Genomic DNA, 26826 nt, shown 5'->3' with positions numbered 1-26826 from the left:
AGCAACAGCATGAATATCGCTTATTCACCGTGTCCAAACGACACATTTGTTTTTCACGCCTGGGCGCATGGCCTGGTGCCTGGAGCACCCAAGCTGAACGTGACTTACGCGGACATTGACATTACAAATCATTTAGCCGCCCGCGGCGAAGGCCCTGAGGTGCTTAAAATCTCGTATGCGGCCCTGCCATGGGTATTGAAGGATTACGCCCTGCTGCCCTGCGGCGGCGCTCTGGGACGCGGCTGCGGCCCGCTCGTGCTCTCGCGCAGCGGCTTGTCCGCCGAAGCCGACCCTGCGCTGCTCTCCGGCAAACGGGTAGCTGTGCCGAGCGACCGCTCCACAGCCTACCTGCTGTTCCGCCTGTGGGCAGCGCAGAAAGTGCCCGGCGGCGTAAGCGAAATCGTCGTCATGCCGTTTGACGAAATCATGCCGGCCGTTCGCGACGGCAATATCGACGCCGGCCTGGTTATCCACGAAGCCCGCTTCACTTACCCGTCCTACGGGCTTGCGCTGCTTCAGGATCTCGGCAGCTGGTGGGAGGAAGACACCGGAACCCCGATTCCGCTGGGTGCGATCATTGCCCGGCGTTCTCTTGACCTGGGGCCGATCCCGGGCTGGATCCGCTCTTCGATCGATTACGGCTGGGCGCATCCCGAGGCCTCCAAGGCTTACATTCTGGAGCACGCCCAGGAAATGGATCCGGACGTAGCGCAGCAGCACATCAACCTGTACGTCAACGAGTTTACGCGCGATCTCGGCACAGACGGCTACAAAGCCATCTCTTCCCTGCTCGGCCGGGCCGGGGCGGAAGGATTGATTCCCGAGTTTGATCTGGGGCTGCTCAAATTCGAAGCCTAGCAGCAGAACAGGCGGCTGCCAGAGCCAACCTGATGGCTGTCGAAGCGAAGCTAAATGATATCGAAACGAATTATAGATTGTGCGAACGAAAAACGCTTACTTAATAGTAGAAAGCAATCCAGCAGACAGCCAGTTAAAACACTTGCAACAAAAAAATCAAGCGGCTTAGGCATAGTCATAAGCATAGGCATAAGCGCAGCAAAAAAAGGGCAGGCACATTACGTGCCCGCCCTTTTCTTTTTCGTTAAAACGGATAATCCGCAATAATGATCTCTTCGATATACGGACCAACTTCCTTCAGAAAGGCCTGATGAGCCGGATGGGCATCATAATGGAGACAAGCCTGCTTGTCTTCAAAGGTGAGACGGAGCGCAAGAGCAAAACCCTGCTTATGCTGCGGATTCTCCGTTTCAATAACCCCGGCGCTAATGCCGAGGATACCTGGCACTTCCTCTTTGAACGCCAAAGCCTTCTTGACGGTTTCTTCCCGCTGCTCGGCGGTAAAGCTGTCTTTCACTTTCAATAGAACAAGATGTTCATACATCGGATTTTTCCTCCTGAATAAGATTGAAGCTGAAGAAGGCTTCGTCCCTATTATACGACTATCCGCATCCTGTTTTAAACCTCTGCCCGGACAAGGAATGAAGAAGACCGCAGCCCCGCGGCAGAGCCGTTAAAGCGGCAGCTCCCGGCTTATGTAGGCTATCCCCTGCTCCTCGGTCCACCGGTTCAAACCTGTCCATAACTTCTCGCACAGCTCATAAATTTGCTGCTTATCGCTTAAATCTCCGTCCATAACCCGCTTGGCAAGCTCTGCGTATCCTTCCGGTTTGCTGGACAACGTCACCGACTCTTCAAACGTTCTCGCCCGTGTACTGTAGGGATGCCGGTTTGCCAGGCCGATCAGCTTGGCTGTCTGCCACGTCAAATCATAAGCGGCCCTTGGCAGATAGCCGAAGCTGCCGGTCTGACGGCTGTTTCTGATTTTCCCCATCGTTTCATAAGGCTCCCAAATCATAAATTCGCGCATAACTTCTCTAATGGCGTCATCCGAAATCGAAAGAGCGAGAGACTTCGCCTGCCGGAAATAATCTTGGGGATCAAACAACGGGACCATATTTAGAATTGCCCCCGCTTTTATGGGCCAGGAGTCGTCCACTGCGCCTGCCCGCTCCAGCCAGATCTCCAGTTGAACCATACCGACCTCCAGCTTGAATGGAGGAAGTATGATCTCAAACCCCGGAAGCTCAATCCCATCCCGGGTAACCACCCGAAGCTCGATGTCGGAGTAGGGTCCTTCCTGCTCAAGTGCTACCGAGCCATATAATCCAATTGCCAAAATCTGCTCACCATATCGACTTAGCAGCTTCTCCTTCACTTCCTGAATCAGCTTGATCTTCTCTGTCCGGTCCGTTGCAGCCGGGTAAGGCAACATCCGCTTTATCCCCCCTATCTTCTGATTGATTGGTTTCAGCTCGGAAAAAGCATCCGCCGGATCTCATAGAGATCGCTGCCGTGCCGGAATTCGCCGGGTGACATACCAGTGTGCCTGCGGAATACCTTGCCGAAATAATTGGCATTCGAGAAGCCGGTCATCGACGCCACCTCCTCCAGCGTCCATTCCTCCGGCGATAACAGCAGCACCGAAGCCCGTTCCAGCCGCACCATAGTCAAATAACGGCCGGGCGTGGCCCCGAGGGTGCGCTCGCATTCCCGGGTCAGGTGATATTTGGAGCAGCCTGCCGCCTGGGCCATTTCGTCCAGCCCGATCGGTTCGCTATATCTCTCCTCAATGAACAGCCTGCATTTCTCCACTGCGGCCGGCAGCCTGCGGTTCCCCCGGCGGCTCTCAAACAGGCTCGCCAGCTGCATGACGATCGAATAGGCCGCTTCCGAGCATTGATAAATGTCTTTATACCGGTCCTGCACCGCCTCGTCGTAAATCCGCCACATCAGCTTCATGAAAGCCGAGTCGAGATCAATCCGGACAACCGGCCCCTCGGCCGCAATCAGCTCTTTCCAGAAGCTCAGCGCATCGTGCGAAAGCTCGACATAAAGCAGCTCCCAGCTGGACGAGCTGGCCGGCAGTCGGTAGACATGGCTGCCCGGCACATCCACCAGAAACACATGGCCGGGTTCGAGGCTGTGCTTCTTCCCGTTAAGCTCAATTTCTCCCCGCCCCGACAGCGTAATCTGCAGGATGCAGTGATCACCGGGACGGTTCCGCCCGTCCCAGACATAGTTATGTGTGGTCACCGTCTGCCAACCGATCGCCTTGAGCATCATCATCGGCATGGGCAGCACAAAATGAAACGAAACCGAGGTTTGCCTGTTGAGCTCGCGATCTTTAGATTCCATAGCAATATTCTACCTTTCACTAAAAATATCTTACTCTTGATGAGCTTAGTTAAGCGCTTTATCCTGATTATAGCTTAAAAATAAAGATTCGCGACACCGGTAATCAGCTGTCTGAAAGAAAAGCAATTATTTTCCGAAGAAGTCAGGAGGACAAGTCGAGATGCCTATTCAATTTGATGCGGAGCAGCGTGTGTTTCACCTGCAGTCCGCCAATTCCAGCTATGTGCTGCAGATTGTAAAGGGAGAATTCGTAACCCATCTTTATTGGGGCAAAAAAATCAAATTCTACCGGGACAGCAGCCCGCTTGCTTTTGTCGGCCGGGCATTCGCCCCTAACGCCGAGCCGAAGGAACACAACATCTCGCTGGACACGCTGCCGCAGGAGTATCCGGGCTTTGGCACCGGCGATTTCGGCGCACCGGCTTACCAGGTTGGTCAGGAGGACGGCTCGACCGTTACCGACCTGCGTTACGTTTCGCATAAGATCTATGCAGGCAAGCCGGCCCTGCCGGGCCTTCCTGCCACTTACGCCGAGTCCGACAGCGAAGCGGACACGCTGGAGCTTCTGCTTGAAGACCAGCTGACCGGACTGCAGGCAACTCTCCTTTATACTGTCTACAACACGCAAGGGGTTATGACCCGTTCCGTCCGTCTGGAGAATCACGGCCAGCAGAACCTGAAGCTGCTTCGGGCGCTAAGCGCCAGCGTCGATTTCCGGGATGACGAATATGACATGCTGACTTTCTACGGCGCCCATTTGAAAGAACGCAATATCGCCCGCCGTCCGCTGGTACCCGGCATTCAGGCAGCCGAAAGCCGCCGCGGGGCAAGCAGCCCGCAGCAGAATCCGTTCCTCGCTTTGCTTCGCAAGGACACCAACGAAGATGCAGGCGAGGTATATGCTTTTAATCTGGTCTACAGCGGCAACTTTATCGCCCAGGCCGAAGTCCAGCAATTTCAGACAACCCGGGTATCGATCGGCATTAATCCGTTTGATTTCTCCTGGCTGCTGGAGCCGGGGGCTTCCTTCCAGACGCCTGAGGTTGTCATGGTATATGCCAGCGAAGGACTCGGCGAAATGTCGCGCATCCTGAACAAGCTGTACCAAAGCCGGCTGGTCCGGGGCAAACACCGCGATGCCGTGCGGCCGATTCTGATCAACAATTGGGAAGCTACGTATTTTGATTTTGACGCCGACAAAATTACCGCCATCGCTTCAGCCGGACATGAGCTGGGCATGGAGCTGTTTGTGCTGGATGACGGCTGGTTCGGGCGGCGCGATGACGACCACAGCTCGCTTGGCGACTGGGTGACGGACCTGCGCAAGCTGCCGGAAGGCCTGGACGGTCTGGCCCGCCGCATTACGGATATGGGCATGCAATTCGGCCTCTGGTTTGAACCGGAAATGGTGTCCCCGGACAGCGATCTGTACCGCAGCCATCCGGACTGGTGTATTCATGTTCCCGGCCGCGCCCGTTCCGAAAGCCGCAACCAGCTGGTGCTTGATTTATCGCGGCCGGAGGTTTGCAATTACATCATCCAGGCCGTTGGCAGCATTCTGGACTCCGCCCCGATCAGCTACGTAAAATGGGACATGAACCGGCACATGAGCGAAGTGGGCTCGGCTGGGCTTCCGCCGGAACGGCAGCGGGAGACGGCTCACCGCTACATGCTGGGCTTATACCGGGTCATGGAGGAGCTTACTTCCGCTTTCCCTGACGTGCTTTTTGAAAGCTGCTCCAGCGGAGGCGGACGTTACGATCCCGGCATGCTGTATTACATGCCTCAGACCTGGATGAGCGACAACACCGATGCCATCAGCCGCTTGAAGATCCAGTACGGCAACAGTCTCATGTATCCGGCTGTCACCATGGGCTCGCATGTCTCGACCGTCCCTAATCATCAGGTAAAGCGGATTACTTCGCTGGATATTCGCGGCCATGTCGCCATGTCCGGCAACTTCGGCTATGAGCTCGATTTGACCAAACTGACCGAAGAGGAGAAACAGACGGTCAAAGCGCAGGTCGCCCTTTACAAAGAGGTCCGCGAGCTGATCCAGTTCGGCACGTTCTACCGGATCCTGAATCCGTTTGAAGGCAACGAAGCGGCCTGGACGTTTGTGTCCGAGCAGCAGGATGAAGCGGTGCTCGCCTTCTTCCGTGTATTGTCCCAGCCGAACGAGCGGGTACAGATTCTGCGAACCAAAGGTCTGAACCCGAACTATCTGTACCGTCATCTGGAAACCGGCCGCGTCTACGGCGGGGATGAGCTGATGTATAACGGGATCACCCTCCCTCGGCTTGAGGGCGACTTCGTCAGCCTGTTCTGGCGGTTTGAGAAGGCCGGCGAACAGTAAGCGAACAAGATAACATTCTTGCTTCAGAGAAAAAAAGCCCCTGAACCAAAATGTTCAAGGGCTCTGCATCCAAGAAGCCAGTCTGATCCGATTCCGGATGCGGCTGGCTTCTTGCTTTATCCTATTTCTCCAGGCTGAAATCATCATAGTGGAAACCCGGAGCTACCACGCAGGATACAAATACCGGCTCGTCGCCCAAGGGTCTTGCCGACTGCCAGACGCCTGCAGGTACAAGCGCCTGCGGGGTTTGCCCATTTTCAATGTCCATGCCGAGGATGAATTTCTCGCCATCTTCCGGACTGTCTCCGCTGCCGCCCAGCGTCAGCTCGAGCGGACCGCCGGAGTGATACAGCCACAGCTCGTCAGACAGCACCACATGCCAAGCCGAGGTTTCGCCTGGATGCAGCAGGAAATAAATCGAGCTGGCCGCCGCGCGGGCGCCTGAGTATTTCGGTTTCAGGACTTCGTGCGGGATTTCAAAGGAAGACTTCCACAGCTCCTTAAACCAGCCGCCTTCGACGTGCCGCTCCATATTTAATGCTTGGACAAGCGGGGATAATGCTTTCTCGTTCATATCGACTCTCCTGTTCTGTTCACTCATCTTCCCTCTACTATAAACAAACCGGGAGAACCGGGCAAGGCGGGAGGCTTATTCAGTCTCGATTCTTGAATGCTTGGCTATGTTAAATTCTAATTTTGATCATACCTGAGTAACCTATTGGGTTTTGTTTTTACTTGCTTGCTTTATTTATATAATCTTGTATCAAAGGATAGATATCCAATTTCCATACCTGATCTTCCCGTTGCAGTCCTAAAGCCATAGTATGGGTCGTTGTTTCAATACTAACCGTTATAAGTACAGTTACTTGCTTTTCCTTGGCCGTACTCTCATCCACTTTTATAGAATCATAATATCTGTAATGCACGGCTGTTTCAGAATCATAATTCATTACATACTCGAAGTAATCTTTCCGAAATTTATCTCGGTCAGGAAGTTGCCCCCCATTAAAAGTAATCTCATATATTAAGTCCGGGTCGCCTATTGATAGACAATAAAGATAAACCAGCACCATATCTTCAGGAGTGAACTCGTAAAGTTCTTGCAGGTTCCTCTCCGATTTAAATCGAGCAAAAGCCTCCTGCTTCTCTAAAGACAGCTGTTTCAGATAAGAGAACCTTTCAACGTACTTCTCACCAGGGTTCGAGTTTATATCCTCATTGAGAGCCTTTTTCACTTGGTCTTTGTCTTGGGCTTCCACGGGAGTTTCGGACATCATGGTCATATCTGTATCTTCACTGCTGCATGCTGACACTACGGACATTATTGCCAGCACTAACAAAACTAATCCTGCTCGCCTCAATTTATCACTCCTTAATAAAACGGATTCATCTTACCCTCAATCCTGCTTTTATACTACCATATATTGGTTTTTTATACTCACTAATTTATGGCTTGGCTCATTCCCGTCTAATCCCTAATAAACCCGGTGAATGACTTCCTCGAAATCAGGCTCCATCATCTCCACGTCTTCTATTTCTCCCCAGCTGCCCAGCTCGCGAAGCACCTCCATCGTGTTGATGGTTTTCCGGTTGGCTTCAACGGTGATGACGCTGCCTTCCTGTAAGGTGACAGCCAGTCTGGCATGTTCCAGTGCAGGAATCGCAGGAATGTTCACTTCACCGCGATAAGTGACTCTGAATCTCGTCGGCAGGCCGATCGTATCCCGCAGAGACTGGACCGTGCCGTCAAACGACAGTTCCCCATTCCCGATCACCATGACCCGGCTGCACAGCTGCTCGATGTCGTCCATATCGTGAGTGGTCAGCAGAACCGTTTTGCCGAAATCGGCATTCAGCATCTTCAGAAACTGGCGGATTTCACGTTTGGCATTGACGTCCAGCCCGATCGTCGGCTCGTCCAGGAACAGCAGATCCGGATCGTGAAGCAGCGCAGCGGCCAGATCGGCCCGCATCCGCTGTCCCAGCGACAGCTTGCGGACTGGAGTCAGCCAAAATTCCTCAAGGTCCAGCAATGCTGCAAACTGCGCCAGCCGGCTTTGCTTGAGCGCCTCGTCTACGCCGTACATTTTGGCGAGAATATCATAGGAATCCTTGACCGGAAGGTCCCACCACAGCTGGCTGCGCTGTCCGAACACAACTCCAAGCCGCCGGACGGCCCTTTTCCGTTCCCGGTGCGGGTTGATTCCGCCCAGCAGCACCTCCCCGCCTGTAGGGTGCAGGATGCCGGTCAGCATTTTGATTGTTGTTGATTTGCCGGCACCATTAGGGCCGATATAACCGACAAATTCGCCGGATTCAATGTTGAAGCTGATATCCTTGACGGCTTCTTTAATTCGGTAATCCCGGGCGAACAAAGACCGCAGTCCGGCAAATCGTCCTTCCCGCACCACCGGGGTTTTGAACTGTTTGTTCAAATGTCTGGCTTCTATGCGCATGTTTCATCCTCCTTCACGGATACCTTTATTAGGATTGCTTATTATGGTTCGCGTTGTCCCCCGGCCGCTTCTCCGCCCTTTTGTGTTTCGGCCGCCCGGGGGAGACATGTGCTGCCGTCAGCTTCCAGTGCTTTGATATTTGGTCAGCCCAAACCGCCAGAACCACAGGCTCAGCAGCAGAAAAAACACCGCTCCCAAACCCGTCAGGCCAACGGCCCATAGACCTAATTCTCCCCGCAGAATATAAAGGGAAGGTATGTAGTTGACCAAGCCTACCGGAATTACGGTCAACAGGAGGCCGGACAGCCATTTCGGATAAAGCGTCAGCGGATATTGCGCGGCGGCTCTCGCCGCATCTTCCGTCAGATTTTGCAGCTCGGAAATCCGTGTCGTCCAGAAGCCCATCGTCGCCGTCGCAAGTCCAATGGCAAACAAAATCCCCGCCCCGGTCACGATAATAAACAAGGTCAAAGGGATGGCCGTCCAGTCTATCTGCCCGCTGCGCAGCAAACCGATGAACGCCCAGACCAGGACAAAGCCGCCTTGCAGCACTTCACCGATCATCAAGCGGAAGCCTTGCGGCATTAAGGCCAAGAGGACAGGAAGCGGCCGGATCAGCACGCCGTCAAGGTCCCCGCTCACCAAATATTTTTCCAAATGATGCACTTCATCTCCGAAGGTGCGGTAAAGCGTCCTCGCCAAGGTCAACACGGCATACAAATAGCCGATTTCATAAAGCGACCAGCCCTTAATTTCCCCAAACTTATACAGCACGATTGCGACCATCAGGAATTCATTAATCTGGACGATTGCCGCCATCAGCGAACCAAATACGAAGTTGAATTTATACTGCATCCGGCTCCGTAGTGTTGTCAGAATCAACAGCTTATAAATAGACAGCCAGGACTCGCTTCTCATCCGCCCTGCACCTCCACCTTTTGCCGAAGCAGTCTGGTAACCGACAGGCAGAGGATGGTCAGCAGCAGACACCAAAACAGGGTTCCCCAAAGCAATGAACCGGCGCCTAATCCCAGAAATAATCGCGAAGGAACATACAGCAGATAAGGATAAGGGGACAACCAGGCCAGCCGGGCCAGCCAATCCGGGAGCCATTCCAGCGGCACAAAAAAGCCGGACAACAGATTGCTCAAACTGTAATTGCCCCAATACAGCCAATTCGATTCTGTCGTCCAGAGCGCAGTAACGCCTATTAAATAGTTGATGCAGATCGACATATAGGAAGCTCCCAGAAGGCCCAGCAGGCATGAGAGTACGCTGGACAGCGTTCGCGGCAGCTCCAAATGGAACAGGAAGAAATAGAGAGTAAAGATAGGAAGGGATTTGTAAACAAACTGGTAGGCAAGCTGCCCCCATTCCCGGGCCATCAGGTGGCTGAATAAATGGACCGGCCTCATCAGATCCAGCGAGATCTGGCCTGTCCTGACCGACTGGGGAATTCCAAGCCCGTTTGAGGTAAAAGTTGTAATCCATAAGGCGGCCTGATTAAAGGCTATGTAGGCCACCATGCCCTGCACACCGTATTCGCCCAAGCTGTGATCCTGTCCCAGACCGATCCAAAGGCTGGCGTACAAGAAGCCAAAAGCGGCGCTTGCGATGTTATGGAATAAATGCGCGCCCCTAAACTGCAGGTTGCGGGCGTAGGCTTTGGAAGCCAAAGTCAAATAAAGCATGTGGAGCACCTCCGATAAGTGTGTATGACGGCTGATCCGTCTACTTCAGACAAGGGCAATTGCGAGAAGGATTCGATCATACCAGAATGTTCCACGGGAGGCAAGATTTTTTGAAAAATGTGCTTTACTAAAAAATACGGTCCCTTTAGGGAACGATTCTGTAAGGAACCGGCCTGTAAGGGACCGTGAATTTATGCATTTATTCAGTTTAGAGTTTAGCTTTTAGAGCTCCGAGCTACAGCACGAACTCCCGGTATTTCTCCAGATCCTTCGTTTTGCACTCCAGCTTCAGCCGGGTTCCTTCGTTCTCATATTCCGTCTCCAGCACGTTTGCATGCTCATTGAAATAAGAAACGACAGCCCCCTGATCATAAGGAATCAGCATTTCGCAGGTTACATAATCCTTGAAAATTTGCTGCTTGATTAGGTCAACCAATTCGGCAACGCCGGTTCTCGGTTTGGCGGCCATATAAATCGCCGCGTCTTCGACTCTCGGAATCTCAACGCCAGCCAGATCACCTTTGTTGTAGGCCATAATCGTCGGGATGTCCTTAACCCCGATCTCCTTGAGCGTATGCTCAGTGATCTGGATCAGCTGCTCGTATTTCGGATTGGCGTAATCCACCACATGAACCAGCAGGTCGGCTTCCGCCACCTCTTCGAGGGTCGAGCGGAACGCTTTGATCAGATGGTGGGGCAGCTTGCTGACAAACCCGACTGTATCCGTAAGCAGGAACGATTTGTTGTCCGGCAGCTCAATGCTGCGGACGGACGTTTCCAGCGTGGCGAACAGCATGTTTTTCTCGAAGACCTGCTTGCCTTCTCCACCGCCAAACACCTCCAGCAGCGCGTTCATAACCGTCGATTTGCCAGCATTCGTATAGCCGACCAAAGCGACGACCGGAATTTCATTTTTCCTCCGCTGCTTGCGCTGGATTTGCCGCTGGGCGACCACCACTTCAAGCTCCTTGGACAAAGCGCTGATCTTCTCTTCGATCCGCCGGCGGTCCAGCTCGAGCCGGGTTTCCCCGGCGCCTCTGTTCTTGGTGCCGACGCCGCCGCTTTGGCGGCCCAGTGATTCGCGCAGGCCAATCAGGCGCGGCAGCATGTACTGCAGCTGGGCTACCTCGACTTGAAGCTGGGCTTCGCGCGTTTTGGCCCGCTGCTCAAAGATGTCCAGGATCAAAATGGTCCGGTCAATGACCTTGCAGTCCAGATCGCTCTCCAGGTTGCGGATCTGCGAGGGGGACAGCTCGTCATTAAAGATGACCAGATTGGCTTCGAGTTTGTTGTACAGCTCGCGGACCTCTTCCACTTTTCCCGTACCGATATAATGCGATTTATTGATCTTCTCCATGTTCTGGGTCAGCTCGGCAACGACTTCCACGTCACAGGCAGCAGCCAGATTCGCCAGTTCCTCCATGGAATATTCGAAATCCAGCTGGTTGTTCAGGTTTACGCCGACCAGGACGGCTTTCTGCTCTTGAATGTCCATCATCTATTCATCTACCTCCGTTTGATCTGAACCTCTCCAATAAGGGCAACCCACCCCGTTTAAGGTTCAGGCGGCTTCTATTTCCCGCTGTATGCATATCTGTTCCTTCTCTGCAGGCTGTCGCCTGCTCCCTGGTCCCTGCCCGGGACGGCGGATGGATACGAACGGAAAAATCTGATTTTATTGTACCCGGCCTGAATATCCTGAATCCTGAATCCTGAATCCTGAATTCGAATCCTGATTCTGAACCCTGATTCTGAATATCAGAGCCCGGAATGTCCTATCCGAAAAAGGTTAAAGGCCAGTGCAGCAAAAACCGCCCTCCAGCCTCCCCGCTTCTACTAGCGTCCAGGCGCACAAAAAAAGAGGGCGCTGTTGTCCGCCCCCTTGTATATAACCGCAAATGCCAGCTGCAGGTTAAGCTGCAGCCTGGAGCGGCCATCTATTCCGGTTTACGTACATATGCAGACCAATCCCGTTCGTCCCGCCGTCCAGGCAGGAACTTTGAGCCCTATTCAATTAGATGCACAAAGCGTAATTACGCAAACGGATAAAGTTCCACATCGCTTCGCAAACCCTCCGATCCTAAGAATTGTTTTTACCTTACCATAAAACACCAGCCAGCACAAACGAGCAAACAGCCTAAATTGTTTTTTACACGGCTGAGCATAGACGCTACAGCTGCTTCGTGGTTCCCTAAACCTCCTGCTGCTGTTCTTCCAGCCGCCCGTAATACAAGCTGCTGTAGAAGCCGCCCTGGGCCAGCAGCTCCTCATGGGAACCCTGCTCAATCAGCCGGCCTTCCTTCAGCACGAGAATTTTGTCAGCCTGGCGGACCGTATTCAGGCGGTGGGCAATCACAAAGCTCGTGCGGCCCTGCATCAGCCTCTGCAGCCCTTCCTGAATTTTCAGCTCGGTAACGGTATCAATGCTGCTCGTCGCTTCATCAAGCACCAACAGCGCGGGATTCGACAAAATTGCCCGGGCAATAGCGAGCAGCTGCTTCTGTCCCTGGCTGATGCCGCTGCCCCCTACGTCCAGCACCTTGTCGTAGCCGCCGGGCAGCCGGCTGATGAAGCCGTGGGCGTTTGCCAGCTTGGCCGCCTCTTCGACTTCCTCGTCGGTAGCGTCCAGCCGGCCAAAGCGGATATTTTCCCGGATCGTCCCTTGAAACAGAAAAGAATCCTGCAGCACAAACGCCATATGGGAGCGCAGGCTTTCCCGTTTCATCGAACGGATATCCCGGCCATCCAGCGTAATCGTGCCGGAAGTGGCGTCATAGAAGCGGGAGAGCAGCTGAATCAGCGTTGTTTTCCCGGCTCCCGTCGGACCTACCAAAGCGATCATCTCGCCTGGTTTGGCCTCAAAGGAAATATCGGAAAGTGTATCCCCGTCCGCCTCGTAGGAGAACCCGACATGGGAGAAAGCTACCGCTCCTTCCACCCGGCTTACCGAAGCGGCTTCAAGCTCGTCTTTCGTTTCGACTTCCTCGTCGATGACCTCAAATACCCGCTCCGCGCCGGCAACGGCGGAAAGCAGCGTATTCCACTGGTTGGCCAAATCGTTTAAAGGCCGAGTGAACTGCCTCGCATATTCGACAAAAACGAGAATTACGCCTACTGTAATGGAACCCTGAATCGCCAGAATCCCGCCCATGCCGGCAACGATAGCAAAGCTGAGGTTGTTGAGTCCATTCATCAGCTTGGGAATAAAACCGGAGATCGTCTGGGCCCAAAATCCCGAATAACGGATTTCCTCATTCCGCTGCCGGAAACCCCGAATCACTTTCTCCTCCTGGGAAAAAGCCTTGATAATCCGCTGTCCGGACAACGTCTCTTCGATATAACCGTTCAGCTCTCCGAGATTGCGCTGACGCTGCTTATAAAGCGGACCCGTGCGCCGGGTGATCCAGCGCATGCCCAGCATCATGAGCGGCACCACGATGAACGTCAGCAGGGTCAGCAGCGGGCTGAGAAACAGCATGACCGACAACGTCCCGATCAGAATCAGCACGCTGGAGAACAGCTGGATGGCCGAGCTGTTGAGGGTTGAACTGACGTTGTCCACGTCATTCGTCAGCCGGCTCATAATCTCCCCTTGCTGCCTTTTGCCGAAGAACGGGATAGGCAGACGGTGCAGATGAGAGAACAGGTCATGCCGCATACGGTAGACCGTCTCCTGGGCAATTTCGATCATCCAGATGTTCTGCAGCCAGGAGGTCAAAGAGAACAGCAGGTAGACCAGCGCCAGCCCGACCAGAAATCTCACCCACTGTCCGTCATTTCCCCCTTCCAGATAGCGGTCGACTGCGGCTCCGATCAGGTAAGGTCCAAGCAGCGAAAGCGCCGAGCTGAAGACCACCATGAGCAGCACCAGCATCAGCTTCAGCTTGCGTTTGGCCAAATAAATCCAAATCCGGCCGAGCGCCGCAGACCAGTTCTTCGGTTTGGCTTTTGGTTTGAGTCTCCCTCTGGCGCTGCTTCCGGCCCTGGCTCCAGGGCCTCCTCCTGCCGGTACGGGCGTTCCCGCCTTTGCGCCGGCTGTACCGGCATTTGAATCCAGCTGCTCCAGCTTCGGATAAGGATGTTTGAAGGGTTCAACGAAGGTTTTGAACATGGGCGGCTTCCTCCCCTTTCTTGCTTTCGGACCTGGACTCGGAACGTTCGGCCCGGGCAGACTCCTCCAGCTGATCCACATCTGAAAGCTGGTTCTGCGACTCGCAAATTCGCCGGTACAGCGGCGATTCCGCAAGCAGCTGCTCATGCCGGCCTTTGGCGATCAGCCGGCCTTCATCCAGAAGCAGAACCAGATCGGCGGACCTGGTTGAGCTGATCTTCTGCGTAATCAGGAAGGTCGTGCAGGACAACTCCTTCAGTGCATTCAGGAGCGCAGCTTCCGTCCGCAGATCAAGCGCGCTGGTGCTGTCGTCCAGAATCAGGATCGCCGGCTCCCTTACGAGCGCTCTGGCAATCGACAGCCGCTGCTTCTGTCCGCCGGACAGGTTGATGCCTTTTTGTCCCAGCAGCGTCTCGTAACCTAGCGGCAGCTTCTCGATCGTCTCATGGATCTGGGCCCTGCGGGCGGCTTGCTGAATTTGCTCCATCGTGGCGTCTTCACGCCCCCAGGCGATATTTTCGCGGATCGTACCGCCAAATAAAACAATCTCCTGCGGCACATACCCGATCGCTTTGCGGAGATCGGACACCTCAAGCGCGGCGATCGGCTGTCCGTCTATGCGGAGGTTCCCTTCTTCCGGCTCGTGCAGACCCGGAATAAGCTGTACCAGCGACGACTTGCCGGAGCCGGTCGCTCCCATAATGGCAATCGTCTGGCCAGGTTCCGCCGAGAAAGAAATGTGCTCAAGAATTTGGACTTCGCTGCCCGGGTATCGGAAGCTGACATCCTGGAATTCGACGGCTCCCTTAAAATGCGGGGTACCGGGCGAAACCCGGGTTTGGCGTTCTCCGGCTGTCTCTGGTGGTTCTCCAAATGCCTGCTCATTTCTTTCCGTGTCCAGCACTTCGCCAACCCGCTGCGCCGAAGCGCTGGCCCGCGAATAAGAAGCCATAATCCAGGACAACGCCGATAAGGCGCCCGTCACGCGCAGGGAATAGTTAATGACGGCAACCACTTCTCCTACCGTAGCGTTCCCGGTCCGGATGTCGATCCGCCCCATCCACAGAACCGCAATAACGGCGGCGTTGATCATCAGCAGAATAACCGGCGTAGTCGTTTCGGTGAGCCGCAGCGCTTTTACCGTATCGCTCATCAGCCTGGAGGCCATTTTGGAGAAACGCTCTACCTCATGTCCCATGCGGACAAACACACGGATCAGCCGAATCCCGATCAGGTTCTCCTGGATAATGCCGTTGACATCATCCAATCTGCGCTGCGCCTTGCGGAACTGCCTGGTCGTCGCCTGCATCATGAAAAATGCAAAAACAAGCAGCGGCGGGACCATAACCGTCAGGAACAAACCCAGCTTCACATTGACAACAAGCGCCATCACCATGCTTCCCGCCACAACAAGCGGCACACGTGTGGCAAACCGCAGGCTCATGAAGATCATGTCCTGCAGCACTGTAATATCTCCGGTAAGCCGGGTAATCAGCGAGGACTCCCCAAACCGTCCGAACACCGAATAGGAAAAGGACTGAACCTTGTTATACAGCCGGTCGCGAAGGTCATAAGCAAACCCCTGGCTTGTATGCGAAGCGAAAAATGAACTGGATACGCCGGCCAGAAATGCCAGCCCCGCACTGGCGACCAGCACGCCGCCCCAGAGCCATACGACCGAAAGCTGCTGCAGGCGAATCCCGTCGTCAATAATTTTGGAAATCAGGTAAGGCTGAATCAATTCCACCGCCAATTCAACCAGCATCATAACGATGGCAGAAACGGCGGCTACCCGGTATTTATTCAGATAAGAAAAAATAAAAGCCATGCGTTCTCCCTCACTCCCCGGCCTGTTCACCTAATAAAATCCGGCTCATCTCGGCATAGCTGGATACGACATGATGCGGCGTAAGTTCGGACTCCGGCTCAGCATGCCTATGGTTAAACCAGATGGAGGTCCACCCGGCCCCCAGACTGCCCGCCACGTCATTTCTCCAGGAATCGCCAATGTAGATGCTGTGCTCAGGCAGGGTCCCTGTCACCTGGTTCACATGGGCAAACAGGTCGGGATCCGGCTTGGCCATGCCCACGACGCCGGATACAAAAATCCGCTGCTTCGGAATATGGTTCTCCATCTGAAGCGCCCCGATTTTCCGCATCTGATGCGGACCTGCACCGTTTGTAATTAACCCGACAAGATGCCCCTTCCGTTTCAGACCCTCAATCAGCTGAAGAGCTCCTTCAAAGGGACGAATCGCAAACTGCCTCGCCAGATAAGCAGCCTGAAGACGTCCGGCCTGCCGCTCGTCGATCGTAACTCCCAAATCAGCCAGCATCAGCATAAAACGCTGCTTCTGCATATTCGCAATTTTGTCTCTGTCCGGAGAAGCGGACAGTCCCTCCCGGTCGGACAGCAGGTCGCTGTAATAACGGAACAGATAATAAGCCCGCTCATAAGGAAAAGAAGCCGGCAGCCGAAGCTCCTCCTCCAAAGCTTCCCGCATAGGGCTCAAATGGTCGTACAAGGTATCGTCAACATCCAGAAAAATCGCTTGGCGCATCTGGCCTCCAGCTGTCTCTGCCAAAGAGGACACGGAGGATAAACGAGGTTCGTCTTTCATGAACAAACACCTCCCCTTTTTCAGGCCTTATTTCCCCAAACATCATTAAAAATAAGTATAACACGGGTTATACGCGGCCGGCATTTTCCAGAGATTTTCAGCCCTATTTTCAAGTTTCCGGTGTACAAAATCGGTTAAACTATTTTACTATGTAGAATGGAAGAGCATGGAAGAGCTAATTATGTAAATTATTAGGAGGAGGTGAATTAGACCATTCAAGATCACAGCAGCAATAACAATAAGAGCAACAGCAGCAACAGCAACAGCAACACTAACAGCAATAGAGGTACAAGCAGCTCCGGCAACGAGCCGCATAGCAAGTCAAACCTACATAATGTTTCTCCGGCACCCGTCCCTTCAGCAGAACTGATCCGGACAACCTCTCCCTATTCCTCTGAGAACAGGGATCATTACGTCTTTCCAAAAGTCTCGCCTGAGAGCTTGAAAGCCGGCGATAACAGACCTAAATCCGGCCTTCCTTCAGCTTCGGGCCAGAAGGACAGCCTGCAAGGAACCGGAACAACTCCGGGTCTTGAGACTAACAAACGTGCCGGCATCGGCGGTGAACCGCTGCAGCGGACGGCTGCTGCAAGCACAAGATACTTGAAATACGCCCTAAACCTGCTGATCCAGCCTTACCAGACGGTGCGCGGGATTACCAGCGTCCACCTGCCGCATGCTTTAATCACGATGGTCGTCATTTCGTTATTATCCGCTTTGTATTTTGTGATTCGGCTGGAGCCGCTGCATATTCCCTTTGCGGCCACCTTCATTAAACCGTTGTTCCTGATGGCCATAACGCTGGCCGTGTCGGCAGCTTTGACTGCCGGCCTGCTCCGATGGACCCGGGCCGAAAAACGCTGGTCCTTTACCTTTTCCCGCTTTGGTGCGCTGTTGGTGCCTGTGGCAGCCTGTCTGCTGCTTGCCGATTTGGCCGCGCTGATCGCGTTGTACGGGCTGTCGTACCTGTTCTTTCTGGCGGCCATCCTGTTTCTGATTATTGCCGTCAACGTCGTGCTGCTCAGCCATCCGGTGTCCCGGTTAACGGTCGGCAGGCTGGATGGCATGTACAGTCTGTTTATTGTAAATGCGATTACCTTGTATTTGATCTACACGACGTTGTATTCAACGCTGCTCAGCGCGGTCCAGGCTTTGTTCGGCGGGTTCATGAGCATGTTCTAGGGCCGTCTTGTGGTATAATCAACTGACGTATCTATACCCCTATAACCCTCATGTCCAAACGGCATGATTACCCGAAAGGCTGGATAAACATATGTTAACCTTTGAACAGAAACTGGAAATTCTAGAGTCCTTCCCGCAGCTGGAGCGAAGAAACGTCTCCTTGAAGCGGGTTAATTTTCACTACGAGCAAAGCGTTTATGACAAAAAGACCGTGGCCTTCCACATTCATCCGAACGGCAACGGCTTCATTTATGCAGGGCTTCTGGAAGGCTATGAAACCGACGATAAAGGGTTTGTGAATATCCGCGATTATTCGGAGGCCGAACTGCGTGAGCTGGTGGAAAAATCAATCCGCTCCCTGTCCGGTGACGGCAGCGGCTCGGACAAACCTGCCGGGGCTTCCGCTTCTCCGGCGACTGCTGACCAAACCGCTGCTGTCCGCCCGCAAACCTCCGGCGGACTTTGGACAAATGACCAAGGGCAGATATTAACGCTGAAATACGAAGACGACCTTTGGTACATTTTTGCCGGAGAAAGCCTGGAAATGGCGTTTGAAACCCGGGAAGAAGCCGGCGAATATTTGGCTGAAGAAGGTTTTGCGCCGCAGAAAGGGTAAGCCCAAACAGAACAAAGGAACAATAAAAGGGTTGGTCCTTCCGTCTAGTCGACGGAGGGGCCAACCCTTTTTGGTCAAATCAGCCTTGAACCTGAGTCAGAAACTGCTCGGTTGTTCTGATTTTCCCGATCCGCGGGAAAATATACTTCACCGTAGCCTCATGCTGCTCCTGGCTGAACGTCTTCATCGCATCGGTCACAAAAATCTGGTTGTAGCCGTGCTGGAACGCCTCTCGAGCTGTGCTCTCCACGCCAATATTGGTGGCAATGCCGCACAGCACAATCGTGTCGATGCCCCGGCGGCGCAGCTGAAGGTCCAGATCCGTTCCGAAGAACGCTCCCCACTGCCGTTTCGTTACGACATAGTCGCCCGCTCCCACTCCCAGCTCAGGTACAAATTCCGCAAAATCTGCCGGACGTTCGCCGCCGGCTGAAGCTGCTGGCTGGTCGGTCAGCGGCTGCAGGATGTCGCGTCCATCATGGAAAGCTACGTTTACGAAAGCGATAAACCCTTTATTTTGCCGGAACAGCTTCACCAGCTTCTCCGCATGGTTCACCACTTCCTGCCCATCGGACATTTGGACAATTCCCTTCTGCAGGTCAATCAGCACAAGCGCTGTTTTAGCAAAATCCACATGCAATTCATTCATAAATAAATTCTCCTTATCGTTTATTTTCCGGATTTGATCCCCGGATGTTTCCCCCGCTTATAAGCATCGATTGATCGGTTCAGCCGCGTTAACAGCCCGGAGAAAGTCTCCAGCTCTTCCTCCGTCCAGTCCTCCAGCAGCCTGTCGTATGCTGCCGCCCGCTTGTCCCGGGCCAGCGCCACAGCCGCGGCGCCGGACTCCGTGACACCGATCACGCTGCTCCGCGCATCCTCCGGGCTTGGCGTCCGCTGTACCCAGCCTTTGCCTTCAAGCGCGGCAATTTGCCGGCTGATCGTGGAATGATCCAGCTGGAAGGCTTCGGCAATCGCTCCGATTGCTGCCGGTCCATCCTTCTCCAGCCACTTCAGCAGCAAATAAGCCGAGCGGTCCATGGAGGTTTCAGAGCCGTCCAGCGTCCGCTTGAAATCAGCCCGCCTCATCATCGCAATCACTTCATGCTCGATCTCTTCGACATATCGTTGTCTCACAGGATCTCCTTTCCCATCCTTTTATATGTATTATACACCTAATTAGGTGTATGATACAAATTTATTAGCCGCATGCGGCGGATGTCCCCAAACATCAGGCCCGCTAGAGCGGCTGAATAATTTAGAAAAACCGTCCTCCCCCTTCGTATTGGAAGGTTGAAAGGACGGTTTCATCGGCGTGCATCAAGGCAACGCTTGCTCTATTTATTCCGTAGGATAAGCCAGTCCCCACTGGCCGCGGACTTTATCCAGCAGCTTCATCAGCTTCAAAGACTCATCCAGCGAAATAACATCGCTCTCCGTTTGCCCTGCCAGCAAATATTCGCCGACCGCTTCTGCCTCGAATTTATAACCGTGGGTTTCGCGGTCATCTTTAAATGTTTCAATTTCTTCCCCGTTGACAAACAGGGCTGCCTCCTTCGCATTCAGGAAAGAAGGAATACGGATATATCCCTCGGTTCCGTAAATGATCGCTTCGTTCGGCATGCCGATCCGTACTCCTCCGCTGAGCAGCGCAGATTTGCCGCTGCCGTAATCCAGCAGGATTGAGAAATGCTCATCCACGCCAGTCTCGCCGATATAGGCGGTGCTGTGGACCTGTTCCGGAGAAGGGCCAAGAACCATCGAAGCAAAGGATACCGGATAAATCCCCGCATCCAGCAGCGCTCCGCCGCCAAGCTCCCGGTTCAGCAGCCTGTGCTGCGGATTCCAGTCCGTCTTGAAGCCAAATTCGGCTTTGACGATTTTAACATCGCCAATCCGCCCTTCGGCAATCCATTCTCTGACCTTGCGAATCGGCGGCAGAAAGCGGGTCCACATGGCCTCCATCAGGAACAAGCCCTTTTCCTTGGACAGATCGATCATTTCCTGCAGTTCCCGGGCATTGAGCGTAAAAGGTTTCTCGCATAATACCGCTTTGCCCGCGCGAAGGCAGGTTAACGTATTTTCCTTATGGTAAGGATGCGGTGTGCCTATGTAAATGACATCAATGTCCGGATCCTGAACCAGTTCTTCATAGGTGCCATATGCGCGGGGAATCCTATATTTTTCAGCAAATTTAGAAGCGCTTTCCAAAGTCCGCGAGCCAACCGCCACACATTCCCCGTTCGCAGCGTGAGCCAAGTCCTGTACAAACATCTCGGCTATCCAGCCTGTGCTTAGAATCCCCCATTTGATTTTCTTGGGTTCTGCTTGTGCCATGTGAATCCCTCCTGATCCCTGGTGGTTTTGGTGTTCCTCTTATTCGGTTCTATTCTATCATCTCAAAGAAAGTTTTGATATTTCAAAATGGAAACCTTTTCAACCATCTCTCCGGCAGCTGGACCGCTTGCTCTTCCCGTTTGCGCTGGATTACAATAAAGATAACCAAATTAATCGGACAAAAGGGGTGGAAGCATGCGGGAAATCGACAATGGGGGCCCTGCGGCAAACAGCGGCGAAGAACTGAAATATATCGTCAGCGGCGATTCCATTTCCAAAGGGGTCGTGTATGACGAGGACCGGAGCAAATATGTGATTCTGGAGGAGAACTACGTCTCATTGCTGCAGGATAAATTAAAAGGGGCTGTCCGGAATACTGCCAGATTCGGCAATACGCTGATGAGAGGCATTAACAGCCTGAAGAAGGATATTTCCAAAGACAAGCCCAATATCGTTCTTATCGAATACGGCGGCAACGACTGTGATTTCAACTGGCAGGAGATCGCCGCCAATCCCGAAGCCGAACATCATCCAAAGACGGACTTCAATTTGTTTGAACGCATGCTGACCGAAACGATCGAATATTTGCGCGGCCAGCAAATTACCCCGATCCTGATGAATCTCCCGCCGCTGAACGCGGACAATTATTTCAAATGGGTCAGCGGCAGTAACCCGGCAGCGGAGAGCAACATCATGAAGTGGCTGGGCAGCGTAACCAAAATTTATTGGTGGCAGGAGCGTTACAACTCGACGATTCTGAAGGTATCGGAGCTGACCAAAACCAAAATGATCGACGTGCGGAGCGCTTTTCTCGCTCATCCCGATTTCACTCAGTTCCTGTGCGTGGACGGTATCCATCCGAATAAGGACGGACACCGGATTATTTGCGAGAAGGTGGTCGAGTTCCTGAAGACGAATTACGGTCACCTGCTTCAGCCGGGCATGAAAGAGACCCTGGGATAAGCAGGACGACACTCTTGCAAAATAGCAAAGAAGCTTTCCATGATATGGCGGCATGTCGCTGCCATCCGTCGGGAACAGCTTCTTTTTTTCATCAATCCAGGTCTAGTCCCGGCTCGTCCATTCTCGCTTCGTTCACGACGCTTTCGATATCTTCGGCACTTATGGTAATGACCGGATAACCTTCCTGCTGCTGTTTCTTCAATGCTTTCATTTTGATGAATTTAGGGCTGGCTTCGCCGGCCTCTTCATCATAGACGAGCAGCAGGCCATCGGTTTTGCGCAGCAGCAGATCGTCGCGGGCGGTCAGCTGCCAGACGCCGTTATAGGGCTGCTTGCTGACGGTACCGTAATAATTGACCTGCCCAATCATCTGGCGGAAATAGTCCTGTTTGTCCTCCTTCCATTTCTCCTCCGGGCTGGCATATGCCGCAAGAATCGAACATTTCAGATGCGGATAAATGGTCCGGCGCAGTTCGATGGCCGCTTCGCAGGCCCATAGATCCACCCCGTATTGGCCGGGGGTAATCACCCATTCCAGCCCCTCCTCAATCAGCGGAATCAATTTATTTACAATCGCTTGTTTGATATAAGGAATGCCCTCATGCTTCTGGTTAAAAATATTCAGCTCATGTGCGCGGTAGCCGGTAACGAGCAGATTTTTCATGCTTCCAAGTAACCTCCGGTCCAAAGATGCCCTTCATTATAGTACATTCCGGAGGCGGATGGAACGTTTAAACGGTAAAACCCGAAGTTAAGGTGCGCAGGCGTTTCGCCGTCACGGCAAGCTCGCTGGTCGTATGCTCGACTTGATCCATCAGGCCCAGCTGCTGATTGATTTCAGACTTCATTTGGTCGGTGCCTTCCGCTATATCCGAGGAGGAGGCGGACAGCTGATCCATCGCCTTGGACATTTCATCCGCGCTTTGGGCCTGTCTGGCGTTGGCGTCTTCAATCGCTTCGATCTGTTCGACGATATAGGTTATGCTGGTCAATATCTCCTCGATATTGCCGCCGGCCTGAGACGCTTTCTCTACCCCGGCAGCTATCTTCGCTTCCACCCGCTGGACCGAATCGACGGCAGAGCCGGTTTTCAGCTCGTTCTCCTGTACAAGTCCGGCGATCTGCTTGGCTGCCGCCGCGCTTTCGTCAGCCAGCTTGCGGATTTCATCCGCCACCACGCTGAAGCCGCGTCCGGCTTCACCTGCGCGGGCTGCTTCGATCGCTGCGTTCAGCGCAAGCAGGTTCGTCTGCTCCGAGATGTCGCTGATGATCTTCAGCCTGTCGGCAATCCGTTTGGAGGAGCGATCCAGCTCCGCCATCACACCGGAGACATGCTTCGAAGACGACTCAATCTCCGTAATGGAGGCGACGACTTCGGCTATCCGCTGGGCGCCATTCTCCGCGGCGCTGCGGGCCCTGCGGCTGCTCTCGGTCGTCCCCCGGCTGGCCTGAGAGGTCGCTGCCGAGAAGGCAGCCGCTTCCGTCAAGCTGGCCGTCGTCTCCTCAGCCACAGCCGCCCCGTCCGAGGAGCTTGCGGCAATTTCGGCAATGGTGCCGGAAACGGACTTGAGCGACCGGGACGTAGCTGCCGCCTGAACGTTCAGCTGTTCGCTGGAATCGGCCACATTTTCCGCCACGCTGGATACCTCTTGAATAATCATCTGCAGCTTGCCGGCAAATTCGTTAAAGCTCGAACTGAGCTCGCCGATCTCGTCCCTGCTGTCATAATCGATCCGCCGGGTTAAATCCCCGCCGCTGCTGGCGATTTCCTTCAGCTTGGTCGTAACCTTCCTGACCGGCACCGTAATGGAGCGGGTAATCAAGAACCCTATCAGCAGTACGATAAGTACGCTGACCAGAAGGGCTGCCCCTATCGTAATCAGCGTGCGGTTGTAAACAAGCCTGCTGTCATCATAAGTAGCTTTGGCATTCCCAACCTGCTGTTTAATCAGCTTGTCGAAGGCGCTTACCACATTCGTTCTGGCCGCATCAAAATTTTCAATTTCCTCAAGTCCTCCTGCAGCGGGAGCTGCCGCTGCTGCCGATCCGGCTGCCGGCATGCCTTCATCAACGCTTCCTGTCCCATGCTTGTCCAGAAAAACATCCTTAGCCGACACAAAAGCATCATAAGCCTCGATAGCCTCTTGGAATTCCGGATTGCTTCTGTAGGCTTCTACTTGTTTGGCGGTCTCCTCCGCCCGTTGGTTGATTTCATCCTGAATCGGCTGTTTCTTGGCCTCATCATTGCCGACCGTCATCATGGAATTGGCTTGTGAACGTATGTATTCAATGCTTGACTTGATATCTTCCAAATTTACAATCGGCACCAGTCTGGAATCATTTAATTCTACGATTTTGGCATTGACGTCTGAAACCCGTTTCAGCGCCGTGAATCCTATGAAAGCTAAGAAAACTAAAAAACAAATCAACAGCATGCCCATTTTGTAGCCGATCTTCATATTGCTAAACCACTGCATGACTTTCCCTCCCAGAAGCTTCTATTATGCGTATTTAGCATAATTCGGCAAGCTGAAGCCCATATGAGTAGAAACTGAAACTTTTCTAAAAAAAATCCCCATACTCGCTGCTTGCCGCAGGAGCATGGGGACCGTAACTGCCTCAAACCTTATTCAAATGCAGGAATGGCAATGTCCGAATAATTATCGTCCAGGAATTTCTTCACTTCAGGACCGGAGATCGCTTTAGCCAGCTTCTGGATCGCGTCCGAATCCTTGTTGTCTTCACGGGCTACAAGCGTAATCGCAAATTCGGAGTCGTCTTTGCCTTCTTTGATCAAAGCATCTTTGGTTGGCGTCAGGCCGACCGGCTTCGCATACGCCGGAGTCATCAGCACGAGATCCGCGTCATCCAGCATGCGGGCCAGCATCAGCAGATCGACTTCCTGAAACTTGAATTTGTGCGGGTTCTCGGTGATATCCGCCTGCGTGGAGTTGATGCCTGTTCCTTCTTTTAATTTAATCAGACCGGCAACGTCCAGCATGTTCAGGGAACGCCCGATATTGGACGGGTCATTGGCGATCACAATCGTTGCGCCGTCCGGAAGCTCGTTGATAGATTTATAGCGTTTGGAATAAGCGCCGTAGATGGCGTTATATACCGGCTGCACAGCAACCAGATTGGCGTGTTTGCTTTCATTGTACTGCTCCATGTAAGGAACGTGCTGGAAGAAATTCGCGTCCACTTCCTTGTTGGCCAAGGCATCGTTCGGCTGTACGTTATCAGACAACACGACCTGCTCCAGATGAACGCCTTCTTCTTTCAAAATCGGCGTAACAATATCCAAAATATCCGTCATCGGCGGAATCAATGTAGCGACCTTGAGCGTTACTTCCTTGCTTGCATCGTTTGATGCGGGGGCCGCTGCATTTCCGGCGTTGTCATCCTTGTTGCCGCAGCCTGCCGCGGCAAACGCGATCGCCAAGGTCAGCGAAAGCAATCCCATTTTTCTAAACATGTAAAACCACCCTCTCTTCTTATTCTGCTTCACCTGATGCTGCCGTTTAAACGGCTATATTTAAATCGCAGCGGGGGGCTGCGAACCGCATCCCAATGGCATGCCCAATCTAAGCTTCCTTTGTTTCATCGCTTGCGCCTTTCGGCAGAACTCAGCGTTTGTCCAGCCAGGCGGCCAGCCGGCTGCCGGCAAACTGCACGGCCTGGACCAAAACAATCATCAGAATGATCACAAAAACGGTAATATCCATCTCATAACGCTGATAGCCGTAACGGATCGCAAAATCCCCGACCCCGCCTCCGCCTACAATGCCGACCACGGTCGAATAAGAAATAAAGCTGATTGTAGAGGTGGTAAGTCCCAACACCAGACCTGAACGCGCCTCCGGATAAAGAAACTTCCAAATAATCTGCAGCCGCGAAGAGCCCATCGACCTGGCCGCTTCTATGACGCCGCGCGGAACCTCGAGCAGCGATTGCTCTGCCAGCCTTGCATAATGGGCAATAGCCACAATCGCCAGCGGCACCGAAGCCGCAATGGTTCCGATGGATGTGCCGACCAGCAGCCGCGTGAACGGAATCAGGAAAACGACCAGCAGCAGAAACGGGAACGAACGGATAATGTTCACCAGCGTGTTAACCACGAGGGACAATGTACGATTCTCGTACATTTGCCCGCGCCTGGACAAATACAGCAGCGTGCCGACTGGCAGGCCTAGCAGAATGGCAGCGGCAAGCGAAATGCCGACCATCTCAAACGTCTGGCCAATCGACCTCCAGATCTCCGTCTGATAGTGGACAAGCTTGTCATACAACGACATATCTGCTGAAGCGGAAGCCAGCCTGGAGGTAAAAAGCACCGCCTGCTCGTTAAAGGCTCCTCCTATCATTCCCGCTCACCCGCTTTCCCAAGCAGCTGCTCACGGTAGCTGGCAGGAGGGGACAACGCGGCTTCATCGCCGGAAGCCCCGCCTTCCCCGTGACGCCCGGCTCCCCGGCTTGGCAGCATGAACTGATCGGTCAGACGTCCGCCCTCCATAACCGTTACCTCGTCGCAGAGCCGGCGGACCACGTCCATTTCATGCGTTACGATCACGATCGTAACCCCCAGGCTGCGGTTAATCTCCCGCAGCACGCTTAAAATATCGATTGTGGTCCGCGGGTCCAGCGAAGACGTCGGTTCATCGCAGAGCAGCACCTTCGGATTAGGCGCAAGCGCCCTGGCAATCGCTACCCGCTGTTTCTGTCCGCCGCTCAGCGCCGCCGGATATTGACGGGCTTTATCGGTCAGGCCTGTAATGGCCAGACATTCTTCAGCCCGCTGCCGCCGCTGCTTCCCCGGTACGCCCGCCAGTTCAAGCGGCATCTCCACGTTGCGGGCAACCGTCCGGTTGTGCAGCAGATTGAACTGCTGAAAGATCATGCCGGATTGGCGGCGAATCTCCCGCAGCTGATGTTCCGTCATGCCGGTCAGCTCAAGGCCTTCAAACCAGACCTGTCCGGTATCCGGACGCTCCAGCATATTCATCATGCGCAGCAGCGTCGATTTCCCGGCGCCGCTTTCCCCGATAATGCCATGTATGCTGCCGGGCTTTATATGGAGGGAAACATCCTGAACGGCTGAAAAAGCCTCTTGTCCGGGTGTCCCGTAGGTTTTGCCGACCTGTTTAAGCGAAATCATGTTCTGCCTCCGCCTTTCCCACAGGGTGTGATTATTGTTGTATTACAATTATTAAATATCTGTTATAGTTTGCAATCCTCAGCAATTATAGTTCAAATTGAAGACTGTGTCACTATTTTTAG

25 protein-coding genes are annotated in these 26826 nt (G+C 53.6%); 5 read left to right on the top strand and 20 right to left on the bottom strand.

The genetic code is table 11. The features are described from left to right. The first annotated feature begins 9 nt into the window (after positions 1–9). Positions 10–858, top strand: coding sequence for a 1,4-dihydroxy-6-naphtoate synthase (locus tag AWM70_RS01085; RefSeq protein ID WP_068700235.1), 849 nt, complete (start codon positions 10–12; stop codon positions 856–858). Positions 859–1102: 244 nt separating this feature from the next. Here AWM70_RS01085 and AWM70_RS01080 read toward each other — a convergent pair whose 3' ends face one another. The 3 genes from AWM70_RS01080 to AWM70_RS01070 all read right to left on the bottom strand — a co-directional run bounded on the left by AWM70_RS01080 (position 1103) and on the right by AWM70_RS01070 (position 3216). After that, on the bottom strand, positions 1103–1402 hold the full coding sequence (locus AWM70_RS01080) for a Dabb family protein (RefSeq protein ID WP_068693599.1): 300 nt from the start codon (positions 1400–1402) through the stop codon (positions 1103–1105). Between the two features lie 129 nt (positions 1403–1531). After that, positions 1532–2293, bottom strand: coding sequence for a kanamycin nucleotidyltransferase C-terminal domain-containing protein (locus AWM70_RS01075; protein ID WP_068693597.1), 762 nt, complete (start codon positions 2291–2293; stop codon positions 1532–1534). 35 nt (positions 2294–2328) lie between these two features. Then, entirely contained in the window at positions 2329–3216 is an 888-nt protein-coding gene (locus AWM70_RS01070) for an AraC family transcriptional regulator (protein ID WP_068693595.1), read from the bottom strand. Positions 3217–3376: 160 nt separating this feature from the next. Between AWM70_RS01070 and AWM70_RS01065 the strand changes: the two genes are divergently transcribed. Further along, positions 3377–5572 carry an alpha-galactosidase gene (locus AWM70_RS01065; RefSeq protein ID WP_068693593.1) on the top strand — a complete coding sequence of 732 codons (2196 nt, stop codon included), beginning with the start codon at positions 3377–3379 and terminating at the stop codon, positions 5570–5572. A 121-nt stretch (positions 5573–5693) separates the two neighbouring features. Here AWM70_RS01065 and AWM70_RS01060 read toward each other — a convergent pair whose 3' ends face one another. From AWM70_RS01060 to AWM70_RS01020, 9 genes are all read right to left on the bottom strand, one after another. After that, positions 5694–6146 carry a cupin domain-containing protein gene (locus tag AWM70_RS01060; protein ID WP_068693591.1) on the bottom strand — a complete coding sequence of 151 codons (453 nt, stop codon included), beginning with the start codon at positions 6144–6146 and terminating at the stop codon, positions 5694–5696. A gap of 157 nt (positions 6147–6303) precedes the next feature. Further along, entirely contained in the window at positions 6304–6912 is a 609-nt protein-coding gene (locus AWM70_RS01055) for a hypothetical protein (RefSeq protein ID WP_151208717.1), read from the bottom strand. Positions 6913–7047: 135 nt separating this feature from the next. Beyond that, positions 7048–8028, bottom strand: coding sequence for an ABC transporter ATP-binding protein (locus AWM70_RS01050; protein WP_068693587.1), 981 nt, complete (start codon positions 8026–8028; stop codon positions 7048–7050). Between the two features lie 117 nt (positions 8029–8145). Continuing rightward, positions 8146–8946, bottom strand: coding sequence for an ABC transporter permease (locus tag AWM70_RS01045; protein WP_068693585.1), 801 nt, complete (start codon positions 8944–8946; stop codon positions 8146–8148). Beyond that, positions 8943–9719, bottom strand: coding sequence for an ABC transporter permease (locus AWM70_RS01040; RefSeq protein WP_068693583.1), 777 nt, complete (start codon positions 9717–9719; stop codon positions 8943–8945). The genes AWM70_RS01045 and AWM70_RS01040 overlap by 4 nt, the downstream gene beginning before the upstream one ends. 235 nt (positions 9720–9954) lie before the next feature. Beyond that, on the bottom strand, positions 9955–11214 hold the full coding sequence (hflX, locus tag AWM70_RS01035; RefSeq protein ID WP_068700234.1) for a GTPase HflX: 1260 nt from the start codon (positions 11212–11214) through the stop codon (positions 9955–9957). 696 nt (positions 11215–11910) lie between these two features. Next, entirely contained in the window at positions 11911–13830 is a 1920-nt protein-coding gene (locus tag AWM70_RS01030; RefSeq protein WP_068693580.1) for an ABC transporter ATP-binding protein, read from the bottom strand. Next, positions 13811–15658 (bottom strand): ABC transporter ATP-binding protein, encoded by a 1848-nt coding sequence (locus AWM70_RS01025; RefSeq protein WP_068693579.1) that lies wholly within the window; start codon positions 15656–15658, stop codon positions 13811–13813. The genes AWM70_RS01030 and AWM70_RS01025 overlap by 20 nt, the downstream gene beginning before the upstream one ends. A 10-nt stretch (positions 15659–15668) precedes the next feature. Next, positions 15669–16451, bottom strand: a complete 783-nt coding sequence (locus tag AWM70_RS01020) for an HAD family hydrolase (protein WP_335582138.1) — start codon at positions 16449–16451, stop codon at positions 15669–15671. Positions 16452–16892: 441 nt separating this feature from the next. Here AWM70_RS01020 and AWM70_RS01015 point away from each other — a divergent pair, with 441 nt between their 5' ends. After that, positions 16893–17633 (top strand): hypothetical protein, encoded by a 741-nt coding sequence (locus AWM70_RS01015; RefSeq protein WP_068693577.1) that lies wholly within the window; start codon positions 16893–16895, stop codon positions 17631–17633. Between the two features lie 91 nt (positions 17634–17724). After that, complete coding sequence (locus AWM70_RS01010) at positions 17725–18249, top strand: hypothetical protein (RefSeq protein ID WP_068693575.1); 525 nt, start codon at positions 17725–17727, stop codon at positions 18247–18249. 79 nt (positions 18250–18328) lie between these two features. Here AWM70_RS01010 and AWM70_RS01005 read toward each other — a convergent pair whose 3' ends face one another. From AWM70_RS01005 to AWM70_RS00995, 3 genes are all read right to left on the bottom strand, one after another. Further along, a complete protein-coding gene (locus AWM70_RS01005; protein WP_068693573.1) occupies positions 18329–18898 on the bottom strand; it encodes an isochorismatase family protein in 570 nt (189 codons plus the stop codon). A 20-nt stretch (positions 18899–18918) separates the two neighbouring features. Next, on the bottom strand, positions 18919–19386 hold the full coding sequence (locus AWM70_RS01000; RefSeq protein WP_083180078.1) for a MarR family winged helix-turn-helix transcriptional regulator: 468 nt from the start codon (positions 19384–19386) through the stop codon (positions 18919–18921). 204 nt (positions 19387–19590) lie between these two features. Next, positions 19591–20586 carry a Gfo/Idh/MocA family protein gene (locus AWM70_RS00995; RefSeq protein ID WP_068693571.1) on the bottom strand — a complete coding sequence of 332 codons (996 nt, stop codon included), beginning with the start codon at positions 20584–20586 and terminating at the stop codon, positions 19591–19593. A 195-nt stretch (positions 20587–20781) separates the two neighbouring features. On the opposite strand from AWM70_RS00995, the gene AWM70_RS00990 reads away from it, so the two are divergent. Beyond that, positions 20782–21549, top strand: coding sequence for an SGNH/GDSL hydrolase family protein (locus AWM70_RS00990; RefSeq protein WP_068693569.1), 768 nt, complete (start codon positions 20782–20784; stop codon positions 21547–21549). A 91-nt stretch (positions 21550–21640) separates the two neighbouring features. Here the strand turns inward: AWM70_RS00990 and AWM70_RS00985 are convergent, their stop codons facing one another. From AWM70_RS00985 to AWM70_RS00965, 5 genes are all read right to left on the bottom strand, one after another. Beyond that, positions 21641–22213: an SLOG family protein gene (locus AWM70_RS00985; protein ID WP_068693567.1), complete on the bottom strand. Its 573-nt coding sequence runs from the start codon at positions 22211–22213 to the stop codon at positions 21641–21643. A 67-nt stretch (positions 22214–22280) separates the two neighbouring features. After that, the gene (locus tag AWM70_RS00980; protein ID WP_068693565.1) at positions 22281–24026 is read right to left on the bottom strand and encodes a methyl-accepting chemotaxis protein; all 1746 of its coding nucleotides are present in this window, start codon (positions 24024–24026) and stop codon (positions 22281–22283) included. Between the two features lie 149 nt (positions 24027–24175). Further along, positions 24176–25024, bottom strand: a complete 849-nt coding sequence (locus AWM70_RS00975; RefSeq protein ID WP_068693563.1) for a MetQ/NlpA family ABC transporter substrate-binding protein — start codon at positions 25022–25024, stop codon at positions 24176–24178. A gap of 151 nt (positions 25025–25175) precedes the next feature. Then, positions 25176–25844, bottom strand: a complete 669-nt coding sequence (locus AWM70_RS00970; protein WP_068700228.1) for a methionine ABC transporter permease — start codon at positions 25842–25844, stop codon at positions 25176–25178. A 65-nt stretch (positions 25845–25909) separates the two neighbouring features. Then, positions 25910–26704 (bottom strand): methionine ABC transporter ATP-binding protein, encoded by a 795-nt coding sequence (locus tag AWM70_RS00965; protein WP_068693560.1) that lies wholly within the window; start codon positions 26702–26704, stop codon positions 25910–25912. Positions 26705–26826 lie beyond the last annotated feature (122 nt).

The sequence above is a fragment of the Paenibacillus yonginensis genome, assembly GCF_001685395.1.
GTDB lineage: Bacteria > Bacillota > Bacilli > Paenibacillales > Paenibacillaceae > Fontibacillus > Fontibacillus yonginensis.
Note: the sequence above shows the minus strand (reverse complement) of the source record. Positions and strands in the feature narration are given on the sequence as shown.

Excerpts from the sequence above, each read along its gene's own strand:
- AWM70_RS01085 (WP_068700235.1), top strand. The coding sequence starts at position 10 with ATGAATATCGCTTATTCACCGTGTCCAAACGACACATTTGTTTTTCAC.
- AWM70_RS01080 (WP_068693599.1), bottom strand. The coding sequence starts at position 1,402 with ATGTATGAACATCTTGTTCTATTGAAAGTGAAAGACAGCTTTACCGCC.
- AWM70_RS01075 (WP_068693597.1), bottom strand. The coding sequence starts at position 2,293 with ATGTTGCCTTACCCGGCTGCAACGGACCGGACAGAGAAGATCAAGCTG.
- AWM70_RS01070 (WP_068693595.1), bottom strand. The coding sequence starts at position 3,216 with ATGGAATCTAAAGATCGCGAGCTCAACAGGCAAACCTCGGTTTCGTTT.
- AWM70_RS01065 (WP_068693593.1), top strand. The coding sequence starts at position 3,377 with ATGCCTATTCAATTTGATGCGGAGCAGCGTGTGTTTCACCTGCAGTCC.
- AWM70_RS01060 (WP_068693591.1), bottom strand. The coding sequence starts at position 6,146 with ATGAACGAGAAAGCATTATCCCCGCTTGTCCAAGCATTAAATATGGAG.
- AWM70_RS01050 (WP_068693587.1), bottom strand. The coding sequence starts at position 8,028 with ATGCGCATAGAAGCCAGACATTTGAACAAACAGTTCAAAACCCCGGTG.
- AWM70_RS01045 (WP_068693585.1), bottom strand. The coding sequence starts at position 8,946 with ATGAGAAGCGAGTCCTGGCTGTCTATTTATAAGCTGTTGATTCTGACA.
- AWM70_RS01040 (WP_068693583.1), bottom strand. The coding sequence starts at position 9,719 with ATGCTTTATTTGACTTTGGCTTCCAAAGCCTACGCCCGCAACCTGCAG.
- hflX (WP_068700234.1), bottom strand. The coding sequence starts at position 11,214 with ATGGACATTCAAGAGCAGAAAGCCGTCCTGGTCGGCGTAAACCTGAAC.
- AWM70_RS01030 (WP_068693580.1), bottom strand. The coding sequence starts at position 13,830 with ATGTTCAAAACCTTCGTTGAACCCTTCAAACATCCTTATCCGAAGCTG.
- AWM70_RS01025 (WP_068693579.1), bottom strand. The coding sequence starts at position 15,658 with ATGGCTTTTATTTTTTCTTATCTGAATAAATACCGGGTAGCCGCCGTT.
- AWM70_RS01020 (WP_335582138.1), bottom strand. The coding sequence starts at position 16,451 with ATGAAAGACGAACCTCGTTTATCCTCCGTGTCCTCTTTGGCAGAGACA.
- AWM70_RS01010 (WP_068693575.1), top strand. The coding sequence starts at position 17,725 with ATGTTAACCTTTGAACAGAAACTGGAAATTCTAGAGTCCTTCCCGCAG.
- AWM70_RS01005 (WP_068693573.1), bottom strand. The coding sequence starts at position 18,898 with ATGAATGAATTGCATGTGGATTTTGCTAAAACAGCGCTTGTGCTGATT.
- AWM70_RS00995 (WP_068693571.1), bottom strand. The coding sequence starts at position 20,586 with ATGGCACAAGCAGAACCCAAGAAAATCAAATGGGGGATTCTAAGCACA.
- AWM70_RS00990 (WP_068693569.1), top strand. The coding sequence starts at position 20,782 with ATGCGGGAAATCGACAATGGGGGCCCTGCGGCAAACAGCGGCGAAGAA.
- AWM70_RS00985 (WP_068693567.1), bottom strand. The coding sequence starts at position 22,213 with ATGAAAAATCTGCTCGTTACCGGCTACCGCGCACATGAGCTGAATATT.
- AWM70_RS00980 (WP_068693565.1), bottom strand. The coding sequence starts at position 24,026 with ATGCAGTGGTTTAGCAATATGAAGATCGGCTACAAAATGGGCATGCTG.
- AWM70_RS00975 (WP_068693563.1), bottom strand. The coding sequence starts at position 25,024 with ATGTTTAGAAAAATGGGATTGCTTTCGCTGACCTTGGCGATCGCGTTT.
- AWM70_RS00970 (WP_068700228.1), bottom strand. The coding sequence starts at position 25,844 with ATGTCGTTGTATGACAAGCTTGTCCACTATCAGACGGAGATCTGGAGG.
- AWM70_RS00965 (WP_068693560.1), bottom strand. The coding sequence starts at position 26,704 with ATGATTTCGCTTAAACAGGTCGGCAAAACCTACGGGACACCCGGACAA.